This window comes from Brevundimonas sp. FV1ye4L, assembly GCF_058681255.1.
This window is the reverse complement of record NZ_CM178734.1, coordinates 610,042-624,504: the sequence shown is the minus strand read 5'-3', so window position 1 is coordinate 624,504 and position 14,463 is coordinate 610,042. Positions and strand designations below refer to the sequence as shown.

At 68.6% G+C, this 14,463-nt stretch carries 10 protein-coding genes; 6 read left to right on the top strand and 4 right to left on the bottom strand.

What is annotated here, in order from left to right; translation table 11 throughout:
• Nucleotides 1-78: 78 nt before the first annotated feature.
• Nucleotides 79-2,490, bottom strand: a complete 2,412-nt coding sequence (locus ACW17X_RS02970) for a penicillin-binding protein 1A (protein ID WP_492099586.1) — start codon at nt 2,488-2,490, stop codon at nt 79-81.
• A gap of 137 nt (nt 2,491-2,627) precedes the next feature.
• On the opposite strand from ACW17X_RS02970, the gene ACW17X_RS02965 reads away from it, so the two are divergent.
• The 4 genes from ACW17X_RS02965 (at nt 2,628) to ACW17X_RS02950 (ending at nt 8,816) form a co-directional block, all read left to right on the top strand.
• Nucleotides 2,628-3,056, top strand: coding sequence for an organic hydroperoxide resistance protein (locus ACW17X_RS02965; RefSeq protein WP_492099585.1), 429 nt, complete (start codon nt 2,628-2,630; stop codon nt 3,054-3,056).
• Between the two features lie 170 nt (nt 3,057-3,226).
• Nucleotides 3,227-4,231: a cobaltochelatase subunit CobS gene (cobS, locus tag ACW17X_RS02960; RefSeq protein ID WP_492099584.1), complete on the top strand. Its 1,005-nt coding sequence runs from the start codon at nt 3,227-3,229 to the stop codon at nt 4,229-4,231.
• 69 nt (nt 4,232-4,300) lie between these two features.
• Complete coding sequence (locus ACW17X_RS02955) at nt 4,301-6,091, top strand: response regulator (RefSeq protein ID WP_492099583.1); 1,791 nt, start codon at nt 4,301-4,303, stop codon at nt 6,089-6,091.
• 985 nt (nt 6,092-7,076) lie between these two features.
• Nucleotides 7,077-8,816, top strand: coding sequence for a patatin-like phospholipase family protein (locus ACW17X_RS02950; protein ID WP_492099582.1), 1,740 nt, complete (start codon nt 7,077-7,079; stop codon nt 8,814-8,816).
• A gap of 2 nt (nt 8,817-8,818) precedes the next feature.
• Here ACW17X_RS02950 and ACW17X_RS02945 read toward each other — a convergent pair whose 3' ends face one another.
• Both ACW17X_RS02945 and ACW17X_RS02940 read right to left on the bottom strand, forming a co-directional pair.
• Nucleotides 8,819-10,624, bottom strand: a complete 1,806-nt coding sequence (locus ACW17X_RS02945) for an aminopeptidase P family protein (protein ID WP_492099581.1) — start codon at nt 10,622-10,624, stop codon at nt 8,819-8,821.
• Nucleotides 10,625-10,642: 18 nt separating this feature from the next.
• Nucleotides 10,643-11,509, bottom strand: a complete 867-nt coding sequence (locus ACW17X_RS02940) for a 50S ribosomal protein L11 methyltransferase (RefSeq protein ID WP_035310799.1) — start codon at nt 11,507-11,509, stop codon at nt 10,643-10,645.
• Between the two features lie 187 nt (nt 11,510-11,696).
• On the opposite strand from ACW17X_RS02940, the gene ACW17X_RS02935 reads away from it, so the two are divergent.
• Nucleotides 11,697-12,230: a hypothetical protein gene (locus ACW17X_RS02935; RefSeq protein WP_492099580.1), complete on the top strand. Its 534-nt coding sequence runs from the start codon at nt 11,697-11,699 to the stop codon at nt 12,228-12,230.
• Between the two features lie 57 nt (nt 12,231-12,287).
• On the opposite strand, the gene ACW17X_RS02930 is transcribed toward ACW17X_RS02935, so the two are convergent.
• Nucleotides 12,288-13,184, bottom strand: a complete 897-nt coding sequence (locus ACW17X_RS02930) for a LysR family transcriptional regulator (protein WP_492099579.1) — start codon at nt 13,182-13,184, stop codon at nt 12,288-12,290.
• Between the two features lie 103 nt (nt 13,185-13,287).
• Here ACW17X_RS02930 and ACW17X_RS02925 point away from each other — a divergent pair, with 103 nt between their 5' ends.
• On the top strand, nt 13,288-14,457 hold the full coding sequence (locus tag ACW17X_RS02925) for an MFS transporter (RefSeq protein ID WP_492099578.1): 1,170 nt from the start codon (nt 13,288-13,290) through the stop codon (nt 14,455-14,457).
• Nucleotides 14,458-14,463: the final 6 nt, after the last annotated feature.

Genomic DNA, 14,463 nt, shown 5'->3' with positions numbered 1-14,463 from the left:
AGGCTTCACGATAGGGCAGGAACTAATGAAGAACGGCGCGCCACGAGGACGCGCCGTTCGAAGGGCCTACCTAGAGCCTCAGTACAGTCCGCTCAAGTCCTCAGCCGGCGCCTTCTTCGGCGGCGGCGCGGCTGCGGGCGGCGGCGGAGCATTGGCGCCGGCGGCGGCGGCCTCCTGTTCACGACGGACGACGTCGTAATAGTTCTGCGGCCCGACCGGCTGGGTCGGCGCCTGGGTCGGCGCCGGGGCCTGGCGTTCGGTGCCGGGGCGGAAGGCTTCCTCGATCCCGTTCACGGTGCGGAAGACGGCGTTCTTGGGCCGCACGAACGGACGCGCCGGCCGTTCCTTCAGCGCCGTCTGCATGAAGTCGATGAACACCGGCACCGCCGCCGTCGTGCCGGTCTCGCCCGATCCCAGCGAACGGTTGTCGTCAAAGCCGATGAAGACCCCCACCACCACGTCCGTGGTGAAGCCGACGAACCAGGCCGAGCGGTACTCGTTGGTCGTGCCGGTCTTGCCCGCGACCCAGCGGCCCAGGCCTCGGGCGCTGGCGGCGGTGCCCCGCTGGACCACGCCCTCCAGCATCGAACTCATCTGGTAGGCGGTGATCGGATCGATCACCTGGGTTCCGCGCGGCTGCAGACGCGGCGACTCTTGGCCCGAGAAGCCCCGGCCGCAGTCGCGGCAGCTGCGGCTGTCGGCCTTGAAGATGGTTTCGCCGTCGCGGTCCTGCACATAGTCGATCAGATAGGGCGTGATCCGCCGTCCGCCGTTGGCGAAGGCCGAATAGGCGGCCGTGATCTCCAGCGGCGTCACCTCGCCGGCGCCCAGCGACACCGACAGGTTCGGCGTCAGGCCGGGAATCCCCATCCGATCCGCCTGATCGACGATCTTCTTCATGCCCACGGCCTCGGCCAGACGCACGGTCATGACATTGCGCGACAGCTCCAGCCCACGCCTCAGGCTCTGCGGCCCGTAATATTCCCGGCTATAGTTCTCGGGCGTCCAGCGCTGGCCATTGGCCCCGCCGGCGAAGCTGATCGGGGCGTCCAGCACGATCGAGGCCGGGGTGAAATCACCCTCCAGCGCCGTCGAATAGACGAAGGGCTTGAACGCCGACCCGGGCTGGCGTTTCGCCTGGGTCGCCCGGTTGAAGCTGGACAGGGCGTAGGAATAGCCCCCCACCATGGCCAGCACCCGGCCCGACTGAGGCTCGATCGCCACCAGGGCGCCATTGACGCGCGGCACCTGTTTCAGCGCGAACTGGCCGTTCTTCTTCTCGACGAAGATCAGCTCGCCGCGCCGCAGTTGCTTGTTGGCGTTGGCCCAGGCGGCGTCGGCGGCGATCAGGGTCCCGCTCTCGTTATCCTTGGCGGTGCGGATGCGGACGGTGTTTCCGCTGACGCTCTCGATGGCGGCGGCCTGCCAGGTGCGGCGCTCGGGCGGCGCCTGTTCCTTCAGGGCGGCGGCCTGCCAGCCCTCGGCGAAGTCCGTCGTGCCCCAGCCCCCGCGCCAGCCGTGGCGCCGGTCATAATTCTCCAGACCCTGCATCAGGGCCTGGCGCGCCGCCGTCTGCAGCGTCGGGTCCAGGGTGGTGCGCATATAGAAGCCGCCGGCGCGCAACTGCGCCCCGAAGTCCGGATTGGCCGCCGCCTGACGCCGCGCCTCCTCCACGAAGAAGTCCGCGTCCTTGTATTCCGACCGTTGCGGCGCATCGCGCGTGGCCAGCGGCCGGGCGCGCATCTCGACCAGCTGGGCCTCGGTCAGCCAGCCGCTCTGCTCCATCTCGCCCAGCACCCAGTCCCGCCGGCCCTTGGCCGCGCCTGGGTGGCGTTTGGGGTGATAATTGTTCGGCCCCTTGGGCAGGGACGCCAGGAACGCCGCCTCGTCCGGCGTCAGCTGCGCCAGCGACTTGCCGAAATAATTATAGGCCGCCGAGGCGATGCCGAACGAGCGATAGCCCAGGAAGATCTCGTTCAGATACAGGTTGAGGATCTGCTCCTTGGACAGGGTCGCCTCCAGGCGATTGGCCAGGATGGCTTCCTTCAGCTTGCGGTTCAGGCTCGATTCGTTGGTCAGCAGGACGTTCTTGGCCACCTGCTGGGTAATGGTCGATCCCCCCTCCAACCGGCGCCCCTGGACCAGGTTGAAGACGTTCTTGATCGAGGCCCGGCCGATGCCGCCCACGTCGATCCCGCCGTGCTGGAAGAAGTTGCGGTCCTCGGCGGCCAGGAAGGCCTGGACCACGGTTTCCGGAATCTGGTCATAGGACACATAGATTCGCCGCTCGTCCGAGAACTCGCCGATCAGGGTGCCGTCGCCGGCATAGACCCGCGTCGCCGTCGGCGGCCGGTAGTCGGCCAGCTCGGACGCGTCCGGCAGGTCATGAAACAGCCATGCCGCATAGACGGCGACGACCAACCCCGCCAGGGCGATGCCGCCCAGCAGAACCATGCCCGCCCATACGAACCAGCGTTCGGCAATCTTCACTGCGTACTCCGACGACGCGCCCCGAAATCGTGCTTTAGCCCGCGTCGCCCCCCAAAGGCTAGGGCGCGGATGCAACGCACCCTTCCCGTCACCCGTTAAGCCCCCATCTGAAGCCTTCCCAACCCCAGGAGCCCCCCATGGAAGTTCTATATCGCGCCCAGGCCACAGCCTCCGGCGGCGGCCGCGAAGATGGACGTTCGGCCACCGACGACGGCAAGATCGACGTAAAACTGTCCACGCCCACAGAAATGGGCGGCAAGGGCGGCGACGGGACCAATCCCGAACAGCTGTTCGCCGCCGGCTACGCCGCCTGCTACCTCGGCGCGCTTCGTCTGGTCAGCGGCAAGGCCGGCACGCCGGTCGGCCCGGACACCAAGATCACCGCCGGCATCGGCTTCGGCAAGAATACGCACGGCGAGGGCTTCAACCTCGATGTCGACCTGACCGTCACCGACCACGGCCTGGATCAGGCGGTCATCGACGACCTGATCGAAAAGGCCCACCAGGTCTGCCCCTATTCCAACGCCACGCGCGGCAATGTGGATGTTCGCCTGGCGGCCAAGTAAACACACTCCGCTCATCCCCGCGAAAGCGGGGACCCAGGGCTTTGGGCGATGATCGGACGGGGTTTCTCGCGGTCGTGGTCCAAGGCCCTGCCGAGCAAAAGAACTGGATCCCCGCTTTCGCGGGGACGAGCGGGGTTTCAGTGGCCCTGAACCTGCGCTAATCGCAGACCATGACCTCCCTGCACGACGCCCTCCCCGATCCCCTGCTGACGCTCGAACCCGCCCGCCGCGTGACCCTGCGCGAAGCCTTCGGGGTCGACAGCGACATGACCGTGCCGGTCTTCGCCGAGCGCGACAGCCATGTGCCCGAGATCGACGAGGCCTATCGCTTCGACCCGCAGACGACGATCGCCATCTGCGCCGGCTTCGCCTTCGACCGCCGCGTCATGGTCCAGGGCTATCACGGCACCGGCAAGTCGACCCATATCGAACAGGTCGCCGCCCGCCTGAACTGGCCCCTGGTCCGCGTCAACCTGGACAGCCACGTCAGCCGCATCGACCTGATCGGCAAGGACGCCATCGTCCTCAAGGACGGCAAGCAGATCACCGAATTCCGCGAGGGCATCCTGCCCTGGGCGCTGCAACGCCCCGTCGCCCTGGTGTTCGACGAATATGACGCCGGCCGCCCCGATGTGATGTTCGTGATCCAGCGCGTGCTCGAGGCCCAGGGCCGCCTGACCCTGCTGGACCAGAACCGCGTCATCCGCCCCAACAAGCATTTCCGCCTGTTCGCCACCACCAACACCATCGGCCTGGGCGACACCACGGGCCTGTACCATGGCGCGCAACAGATCAATCAGGCCCAGCTGGACCGCTGGAACATCGTCACGACGCTGAACTACCTCGACCACGACGTCGAGGCCGAGATCGTCGCCGCCAAGGTGCCCGAATGGTCGGACGCCGAGGGCCGCCGTCGCATCGCCGCCATGGTCCGCGTCGCCGACATGACCCGCAACGCCTTCATGAACGGCGACATCTCGACCGTCATGTCGCCCCGCACCGTCATCACCTGGGCCCAGAACGCCCTGATCTTCGGCGGCGACCTGGCCCTCAGCTTCCGCCTGACCTTCCTCAACAAGTGCGACGAACTGGAACGCCCCACCATCGCCGAGTTCTACCAGCGCGCCTTCGGCGAAGACCTGCCCGAGTCAGCGACGCGGGTGAAGGTGGGCTGAAACCTTCACTATTGAGGCCTCGTTAAACTCCCTCGGGTAAGGCCACGCTTGAAGCGGGGACTTGGCGACGTGGCCGACAGTGCAGATTACGTAAAGGCTTACGCCGACCGCTATCGGGACATGTTCCCTGTGCGCTTGGCCGCCGTCGGGGCCATTGCCGTGATGGCCTGGTGGAAGCTGGGCTGGGAGTGGGCGCTAGGGTTTCTCCTGATCCAGAGCCTGCTCTATGGCCTGCTTTGGCGCATGGTCCAGGGATTGCGCGCCAATCCGGCAGCGCCGCGCGCCGAGCCGATTCTGAGACATGGCACCGAGGCGATCACCTTCTGTCTGGCGCTGCACAACAGCCTCTTCTTTCTCGCCGTCTGGCGCGCGATGCCCGAATATCACCTCCAGCTGCTGCTGCTGATTGGCGGCGTGTTGATGGTCGGCGCGCTTCAGGTCCATTCCAGCCGGCTCAGCTTCGCCGCCGCCGTCATCCCCCCCTCGGCAGCCATCGCGTGGATCACCGTCGGCGAAGCGCCCAGGAATTCAGCCCTGCAGCTCAGCGTCGCCCTGTTCTTGTTCGGCGTCGTCAGCGCGGCCTGGCGTCAGTGGCGCAGCGACCGCGAGACCGTCGATCTGATGGTGGCTGTGACCGAACGCTCGCGCGAGCTTCAAGCGGCCCTGGCCCAGGCCGAGACCGACCACGCCGCCGCCGCCCGCGCCAATCAGGCCAAGTCCCGCTTCCTGGCCATGATCAGCCACGAGGTCCGCACCCCGCTGAACGTCATCCTCGGCCTGACCGAAGTCCTGCGCGGCCGTCGCCGTCCCAAGGCCGAGGCCGCCGTCATCGACGACATGGCCGAGGCCGGGGGCATGCTGCTTCGCCTGCTCAACGGCGCCCTGGACATCTCCAAGATCGAATCGGGCCAGGTCGATCTTCGCCTCGCCCCCGTCGATGTCGCCGCGCGGATCGAGGCGATCGCCCGCGTCTGGCGCTCGCGTGTCGACGAACTGGGTCTCAGGCTCGAGGTCGAGCTTCAGGGCCGCCGTGAGGACTTTCTGGTCCTGACCGACGAGGCCCGGGTCGAACAGATCCTGATCAACTATCTGTCTAACGCCCTGAAACTGACGCCGTCCGGGACCGTCCGCATCCTGGCCCGCGCCCTGCCCGCCGCCGACGGCCGCATCGACCTCGATCTCGAGGTTCACGACCAGGGCCCCGGCGTGCCGAAGGATCAGCGCGAACGGATCTTCGAACCCTTCGAACAACTGGCCCCCGGTCGCGCCGCCGGGGGCGCCGGCCTGGGCCTGTCACTTTGCCGCGCCTCCGCCCAGGCGCTGGGCGGCGCCCTCGGCGTCCGCGCGGCCAGGCCGCAAAACGGCGCGCAAGGCGCTGTCTTCTGGGTCCGTTTCACGGCCGAGCCCGCTCCACGCCCGACCGTCCGGGCGGCGGACGCCGGGCTCGCCGCCCAAGGGCCGGTCGAGGCTTCCACCACGCTGCGCGTCCTCGCCGCCGAGGACCACCCCGCCAATCGCAAGCTGCTGACCCTCCTGTTCCAGGCCTTCGGTCTGGACCTGGTCCTGGTCGAGAACGGGCAGGAGGCGGTCCAGGCCGTCGCCGCCGAACGCTTCGACCTGGTGCTGATGGACGTGATGATGCCGGTCATGGACGGCGTCGAAGCCGTGACCGCCATCCGCGCCGCCGAGGCCGCCGCAGGCCGTCCCCGCACCCCGATCCATATGCTCACCGCCAATGTGTTCGACGAGGACGTGGCTCGCTACATGGCCGCCGGCGCCGACGGCGTCCTGCGCAAACCCATCGAAACCCCCGCCCTCCAGGCCGTCATCCTGGGGGCGAGCCAATCCGTCGACGCCTGACCTCACACAGTCACTTCCCAGCCGCCGCGCGCTCAAGGCTCGGGAACGAATTCGCGGCTAAGAGCCCCTCCACCACCGCGCAAAGCGGCGCGGCGGTCCCCCTCCCCGCAAAGCGGGGAGGAGACAGACCGACCACCCGTCTCCTCCCCACGCAGTGGGGAGGTGGCTCGACGCGTAGCGGCGAGACGGAGGGGCTCTTTGACGCCGCACCACACAATGACGCTCCCTCCACATTCACCTCCCCACTCGCGTGCGGAGAGGTGACGCCAGCCCCCTTTCGTCATTCCGGGCGAAGCGCAGCGGAGACCCGGAACCCAGCGGCGCGCGAGAGCGCGAAGTTGTCGCGGACTCAGCCTCCAGAAGCGGTGCGGCGGATAGATTTCGCCTTCGGCGCCGCTGGGTTCCGGGTCTGCGGGCCAAGCGGCCCTCCGCCCGGAATGACGAAAGTGATGATCGACAACCTAGGTCAGCGCGCACAATGACGCTGGTCTGAATCGAACAATTTCAACGCTCTAAAAGAATCTCACCCCGACTTCCGCGCCATACCAGCAATCGCGCGTAACCTCCTCCCATCCCCGCCGATGGGGAGGGCGTCGGATCCAGCGCCCTGACGGCGGCGGGGCTGTGGTCGAGCGATGAAGCCGGCGGGATGGAGACCGCCGGGGTCCTTAGGGGCGGCGATGGATGCCGCCTCCTGCTCGCCGCACGCTTAGGAAAGCGGACCGCTGTCGACCTACGTCGGCATGTCCGCCCCGGCGAAGCCGTCGCAAGGCGGCCCGCCGATCCGGCAAGGCTCGAAGAATAGGGCCGCCAGCCGGAGCGCGTGTGGAAAACGACCGCGTGGGACGACGACTGCGCCGAAACGGTACTTAAAACTCCAAACCCCGGGTGCAGACCCGGCGTCCCACGCCCTCCCCAACTTCGCTGGTCCGCCGCGAAGACAGAGCCAATTCACCCTGACCGGAATCTCTCCTACAACCCTCCCATGGCTCCGCTTCGTCCCGACACCCTGGCCTCCGCTTTGTCGCGCATCTTCGAAGGGCCGATGATCGATCGCGCCAGCTGGTTCGCCCTCACCGGGGGCGAGCGACTGTTTGCGGCCGGCGATCCGTCCGACACCCTCTATCTGGTCCGCTCGGGGCGGCTGGGGGTCTTTCACGTCGAGCCGGATCAGCCGCCCCAGTTGGTCGGCGTCATCCGGCCCGGAGAACCCGTCGGCGAAATGGCCATGGTGGCCGGCACCCCGCACACGGCCGACGTGGTCGCCCTGCGCGACACCGAAATCCTGGCCCTGCCGCGCGAAGCCTTCTTCGAGGCCGCCCGATCCGAGCCGGACCTGCTGGTCGAACTGTCGCGCCTGATGATCCACCGCGCCCGCGAACGGACCGTCGGCGCCGCCGAACCCAATGTCTTCGGCTTCGTTTCGGCCCGTCCCCGTCCGATCCGCGCCTTCGTCGAACGGATCGCCGCCGCCGTCCAGGCCATGGGTTTCACCTGCAAGGTCATCGACCAGTCGGCCCTGACCTCGGCCGCAGAATGGTTCAGCCGGGTCGAGGACGATCACGACTATGTCCTCTATGTCGCCGAACTGGACCAGACCGCCTGGGCCGAGTTGTGCGCCCGCCAGGTGGACCGGCTGTTCATCGTCGGGAGCGGGCTTCTGGTCCCGCCGTCCGACCTGCCGCGCCGGATGGGATTCGGCGACGACCGGCGCCTGACCGACCTGATCCTGCTGCGCGATCCGCGCATGAACCAGCCGGCCAACACTCGCGTCTGGCTCAATGCGCTCCAACCCGACCGTTGGTTCCACTGCGTCGCGGGGGTCGAGGCGGACACCGCCCGCATGGCCCGCGTCATCACCGGCACCGCCGTGGGCCTGGTCCTGTCGGGCGGCGGCGCCCGCGCCTATTGCCACATGGGGGCGATCAAGGCGCTGGAAGAGGCCAAGGTCCCCATCGACTTCGTCGGCGGCGCCTCCATGGGCGCGGTCGTGGCCGCCGGCCCGGCCCTGGGCTGGTCGTTCGAGCGGCTGGACTACGAGATCCGCCGCGCCTTCGTCGAATCCGATCCCCTGTCGGACCTGGCCTTCCCCATCATCGCCATGTCCCGCGCCCGCAAGGTGGCCCGCCTGCTGGAGCAGGCCTATGGCGACATGGATCTGGCCGATCTCTGCCTGCCCTTCTTCGCCGTCTCCTCCAACCTGACCTCGGGCCGGATCGAGGTCCATCGCACCGGCCTGATGCGCCGGGCCATGCGCGCCTCCATCGCCATTCCCGGCGTCCTGCCGCCCGTGGTCATCGACGGTCAGGTGCTGGTGGACGGCGCCGTGCTGAAGAATTTCCCGACCAGCGTGATGCGACAGCTGAACAGCGGCCCCATCATCGGCGTGGACATGTCCCAGACGCGCGGCGTCGATCCGGCGTCGCTGGAAAATCCGCCCTCATGGTGGAAATGGGTGCTGTCGGGCGCCTGGAAGGCCGGCCCGCCCATCGTCTCCATCCTGATGCGTTCAGCGACCATCACCACCGACGCGGAGATGGAGCAGTCGCGCGCCGCCGCCGACGTGCTGATCCTGCCCAGGATCGGCGGGACCGACATCCGCGACTGGAAGGCCTATGACGAGCCGGTCGCCGCCGGCTACGAGGCGACCCGGGCCGCCTTGGCGGACCTGACCGTCCCCGTCACCCACCTGCGGCGGCGCCCGACCCGCGCCATCGAGCCGTGAGGTCAGAGCGGGGCGCAGACCCGCTCAAGCCAGGCCCGAACCTCGCCCTCGACCAGGGGCCCCACCTTGGCCAGGGTCTCGGCGTGATAGGCGTCCACATAGGCCCGCTCGTCCGGGGTCAGCAGATCCACCGCAATCAGCTTGCGATCGATGGGGGCGAAGGTCAGCTGTTCGAACCCGTGCATCGGCCGCTCGCCGCCCTCCGGAACCACCGCCGGCGTCACCACCTGCAGGGTCTCGATGCGGATGCCCCAATGGCCCTCGCGGTAATAGCCGGGCTCGTTGGACAGGATCATCCCTTCCAGCAGCGGCTGGGCCGTACCCCATTTGGCGATCCGCTGCGGCCCCTCGTGGACGCCCAGATACGAACCGACGCCATGACCCGTCCCATGGTCGTAATCCAGCCCTGCCGCCCACATCGGCGCCCGCGCTATGGCGTCCAGGGCCATGCCGCTGGTCCCCGCCGGGAAGCGGATGGTCGCCATGGCGATATGGGATTTCAGCACCAGGGTGAACTTGTGACGCTGATCCGCCGTCGCCTCCCCCACCGCCATGGTGCGGGTCACATCGGTCGTCCCGTCCAGATACTGGCCGCCGCCGTCCACCAGCAGCAGGGAGCCGTTCTCGATCCGGCGGATCGTGGCGCCGACCGGCTTGTAATGCGGCAGGGCGCCGTTCGGCCCGGCGCCAGCGATGGTGTCGAAGCTCAGGTCCTTCAGCGCCCCGGTCGCCTCGCGGAACCGCTCCAGCGTCTCCACCACCTCGCGCTCGTCCGGCAGGGTCTGCTGCGCCGTCGTATCGACCCAGTGCAGGAAGTTGGCCAGGGCCGCGCCGTCGCGGATATGGGCCTGGCGGCTGCCCTCGATCTCGACCGCATTCTTGGTGGCGCGCGGCAGGGCGCAGGGGTCCGCCGCCCGCACCACCGTCGCTCCCGCCTGCTCCAGCCGGTCGAAATACCACGCGGAGGACAGGGCCGGATCGATCATCACCTTCCGACCCGTCAGACCGTCCAGCGCCTCGGCCAGCCGTTCCGGCGCCTCCAGCTGGACGTCGTCGCCCAGCCAGGCCGGCAGTTCATTCGTCACCTTGGCCCCGTCCAGGAACAGCCGCGCCTTGCCCTCGGCCGTCAGCACGGCATGACCGATCGGCAGGGGCGAACGGATCACGTCGCCGCCGCGCACATTGAACAGCCAGGCGATCGACATGGGTGCGGTCAGAACCACAGCCTCGGCGCCGGCGTCCGCCACGGCCTGGCCGATGCGCGCCCGCTTCGCCGCATGGGGCTCGCCGGAATAGACGTCTTCGTGCGGCGTGACCGGCGCGGCCGGCTGGACCGGACGATCCGCGCCCCAGGCCTGGTCCAGCGGATTGACCGCGACCGGCTTCAGCTCGGCGCCCGCCTTCTGCGCCGCCCGCTTCAGGGCGACCAGGGCGTCCGGGCTGTGCAGCTTCGGATCATAGCCGATCACCTGGCCGGGCTTCGCCGTCTCCAGATAGGCGGCGACCTCGTTCAGATCGCGCCGTTCGAACAGGGCCGGATCGGTCTGGGCCTTGACCTGCACCGTATAGCGGCCGTCGGTGAACATGCTGGCCCGGTCCTGGAACACCACCGCCGCCCCGGCCGAGCCGGTGAAGCCGGTGGCCCAGGCCAGCCGCTCGTTGGCGTCGGGCAGATATTCGTTCTGGTGCTCGTCCTCGTGCGGGATCAGGAAGCCGTCCAGGCCCTGCTCCGCCATTCGGGCGCGCAGCAGCGGCAGGTGCTTCGCCCCGAAGGACGGATCGGTGGTCTCATCGAAGGTCTGGCGCATCGTCTCGTCTCTCGTTCCTCAGCCCATCCGCCGCAGCACCAGGGCGCTCCAGGCGTCGTGATGGATGCGCTTCTCCAGCCGGAAGCCGCGCGAGGTATAGGCCGCCGTCACCCGGCGTTCCTGGGTCCGCAACAGGCCCGACAGGATGGCGACCCCGCCCAGGCTCAGCGCCATCTTGATGTCCTGCGACAGGGCCACCAGCGGCGGGGCCAGGATATTGGCGAAGACCAGGTCATACGGCCCATGACGGCGCACCCGCTGATCGTTCAGGCCCGAGGCGTGGACGAAACTGGCGTGGGCCTGGTTCAGGGCGGCGTTCTCATTGGCGATCCGCACCGAGGGGGCGTCGATGTCGGTACCAACCGCGATCCGGCTGCCGGTCCGCGCCGCCGCAATGGCCAGGACGCCCGTGCCGCAGCCGACGTCCAGCACCCGCTCGAATCGCTCGCGCTTCAGCAGGTCGTCGAAGGCCTCCAGACAGCCGACCGTCGTGCCGTGGTGGCCAGTGCCGAAGGCGGCGCCGGCGTCGATCTTCAGATTGACGGCGTTGGGCGGCACTCGTCCCTCGTCATGGGCCCCATAGACGAAGAAGCGCCCGGCCCGCACCGGCGGCAGGCCCGACAGCGACATGGCCAGCCAGTCGGCGTCGGCCAGTTTCTCGACCGTGACGGTGACCGGATAGTCGGCCAGGGTCGCCTTCAGCCCCTCGACCTCTTCGGCCGTGGTCGGGAAGGCGTCGATGCGCCAGATGTTGCGATCCTCGTCCTCCTCCAGGATGGAATAGGTCGCGCCCTCCAGCGTGGGATCGGCGTCGATGGCGGCGGCGGCGGCCTCTGCGTTTTCGCGCGGACCCCGTGCGATTATCTGAACTGCGGACTCGGACATTTTTCAAACACCGCTAAGATGGCGAATCGTTGCGATCCGGCGCTTCGTCTTCCCGACGCCGCCGGGCTTTTTAACTAACCGAGGGGTCGGGGAATACATGGCCAAGTCACCGTCTACGTCTAAAACTGCGTCGCCGAAGCCGGCGACCGCCGCTTCCAAGCCTAAAGCCGCGCCGAAGTCGAGCGCTGTGAAGCCTGTCGCCGAGAAAACAGCGGCGCCCAAGGCGACCAAGCCGGCCGCCGCCAAGCCTGCCGCCAAGACCACGGCCGCCAAGCCCGCTGCGAAATCTGCTGCGCCCAAGGCCGCTGCTCCCAAGGCTGCGGTCGCCAAGACCGCCGCTCCGAAGGCCGCTGCGCCCAAGGCGGCCGCCAAGCCCAAGGCCACGCCGGCCGCCAAGGCCGCGCCGGTGAAGGCCGCCGCTCCGAAAACCGCACCGGCCAAGGCGTCCAAGCCCGCCGCTGCAAAGCCGGCGCCCAAAACCGCAGCCAAGCCTGCGGCCGCCAAGCCCGCCGCCAAAGCTGCGGCTGCGCCCAAGGCGGCTCCCGCCGTCGTCGCAGCGCCGACGCCCGCTCCGGTCGTTGCGCCCGTCGCTGCGGCTCCGGCGCCCAAGCCCGTCGAAGCCCCCAAGCCGGCCGCCAAGCCCGCTCCCACCCCCGCTCCCAAGGCGGAAGAAAAGAGCTTCTTCGCCAAGCTGGGCGACATGATCTTCGGCAAGCGCTGATTTCGGATCGCAGTCGAGACTGAAGATCGCCGGACGGGTCCACCCGTCCGGCGATTTCTATCTCAGGCGCTCCGCCAGAAAGTCCACGAACACCCTTACCCGCGCCGGCATATTGGCCCCGCCGACAAAGACCGCGTGGATCGGCTCGCGGTCGCCGGGATTGAAGGCTTCCAGCAGTGGGACAAGCCGCCCCATTTCGATGGCGTCCGCCACGCTGAAATTGCCCACTCGCGTCACCCCAACGCCGGCCAGCGCCAACTGCGTCAGCGTCTCGCCATTGTTGGCCTCGATCGGTCCCTTCACCGTAAGCGCGTAATCCCGCCCGTCGCGCCGGAACGGCCAGACCGGCTCGGCCCGGCGAAAATTGAAGTTCAGACAATCGTGCGCGTGGAGGTCCTCCGGAACCTGGGGCGTACCCCGTCGCGCCAGATAGTCCGGCGAGGCGACGATAGTCCGCCCCGTCTCGCCCAGCCGCCGCGCCGTCAGCGGACTGTCGGCCAGCGGTCCGAACCGGATGGCGACATCGGCCTGACCCGCCGCCACATCGACCACGACATCGGTCAGATTGAAGTCGATCAATATGTGCGGATACAGGCGGGCGAACTCGCCCAGCAGCGGCACGACTCGCTGGCGGCCGTGCGCCAGCGAAGCGCTGACCCTGACCCGTCCGCGCGGCGCCCCCTGATCAGCAATGACCCGCTCAGCATCGTCCAGATCGGCCAGGATCCGACGCGCCGCCACCAGATAGGTCTGTCCCTCCGCCGTCAGCGTCAGCACCCGCGTGGTCCGCAGCATCAGCCGCACGCCAAGCCGCGACTCGATCCGGTCGATGGTCCGGCTGACCGCTGACGGCGTCAGATCCAGCGTCCGCCCCGCCGCCGAGAAACTGCCGCTCTGCGCCACGGCGGCGAACACTTCCATCTCTCTCGCGCGGTCCACGCCGGTCGTCTGCATCTGTGCGTCCAGATCAAAAATCCTTGGCCTTAAGCCTGCCTACCGCCCCAGCGAACCGCCGTCCATCTGTGCGCCTGGACAAGGACATCGCCGAAGGACAACCATGAAACTCAATCCTCCCCTCCTGGCCCTCGCGGCGGGCGCCTTCGGTATCGGCGTGACCGAGTTCGCGCCGATGGGCCTGCTGCCCGTCATCGCCTCCGACCTGGGCGTCTCCATCCCCACGGCGGGCCTGCTGATCAGCGCCTATGCCCTGGGCGTGATGCTGGGCGCGCCCCTGATGACCCTGACCACCGGCCGCGTGCCGCGTCGGGCTCTGCTGATCGGCCTTGCCGCCATCTTCACCATCGGCAATCTGCTGTCGGCGATCTCGACCGACTACACGATGCTTCTGATCGCGCGGGTCATCACCTCGCTGAACCACGGCGCCTTCTTCGGCGTCGGCTCGATCGTGGCCGCCGGCCTGGTGGCGCCGAACCGTCAGGCGGGCGCCGTCGCCGCCATGTTCATGGGCCTGACCATCGCCAATGTCGTCGGGGTGCCCCTCGCGACCTGGGCCGGCGAAGCCCTAGGCTGGCGCGCCAGCTTCTGGGGCATCGCCGCCATCGGCGTGGGGGTCATGGCCGCTCTGCGCCTGACCCTGCCCAATCTGCCCGCCCCAACCGGCGGGAACATCGCCGCCGAACTGCGCGTCCTCGGTCGCGGTCCCGTGCTGGCGGCCCTGGCCCTGACGGTGATCGGCTCCAGCGCCATGTTCACCGTCTTCACCTATATCGCCCCGATCCTGCGCGAGCAGACCCAGGCCTCGCTCGGCTTCGTCACCGCCATGCTGGTGACCTATGGGCTGGGGCTGACGCTCGGCAACTGGCTGGGCGGCAAGTTCGCGGACAGGTCGGTCGACCGGACCTTGATCGTGACCCTGGCCTCCCTATCGGCCATTCTGGTCGCCTTCGCCGTGGCCATGCCGTTCGCGGTCCCGACCTCAATCCTCGTCTTCCTCTGGGGGATCGCCAGCTTCGCCCTGGTGCCGCCGCTCCAGGTGCGGGTCATGGCCGCAGCCGGCGATGCGCCCAACTTGGCCTCGGCCATGAACATCGGCGCCTTCAACCTCGGCAACGCCATTGGCGCGGCCGTGGGCGGAGCGGTCATCGCCGGCGGCCTGGGCTATCCGGCTGTGTCTCTGGCCGGGGCCGTCGCTTCGGGACTGGGCTTGCTGCTGGTCCTGTTCCTGACGCGTAAGCGGGCCCCGGCGACGGCGCCCGCCATCGGCTGAGCTCCG

Coding starts and splice junctions, on each gene's coding strand:
- ACW17X_RS02925 (WP_492099578.1), top strand. CDS start 13,288: ATGAAACTCAATCCTCCCCTCCTGGCCCTCGCGGCGGGCGCCTTCGGT.
- ACW17X_RS02945 (WP_492099581.1), bottom strand. CDS start 10,624: ATGCGCCAGACCTTCGATGAGACCACCGATCCGTCCTTCGGGGCGAAG.
- cobS (WP_492099584.1), top strand. CDS start 3,227: ATGACCTCCCTGCACGACGCCCTCCCCGATCCCCTGCTGACGCTCGAA.
- ACW17X_RS02950 (WP_492099582.1), top strand. CDS start 7,077: ATGGCTCCGCTTCGTCCCGACACCCTGGCCTCCGCTTTGTCGCGCATC.
- ACW17X_RS02930 (WP_492099579.1), bottom strand. CDS start 13,184: ATGCAGACGACCGGCGTGGACCGCGCGAGAGAGATGGAAGTGTTCGCC.
- ACW17X_RS02940 (WP_035310799.1), bottom strand. CDS start 11,509: ATGTCCGAGTCCGCAGTTCAGATAATCGCACGGGGTCCGCGCGAAAAC.
- ACW17X_RS02965 (WP_492099585.1), top strand. CDS start 2,628: ATGGAAGTTCTATATCGCGCCCAGGCCACAGCCTCCGGCGGCGGCCGC.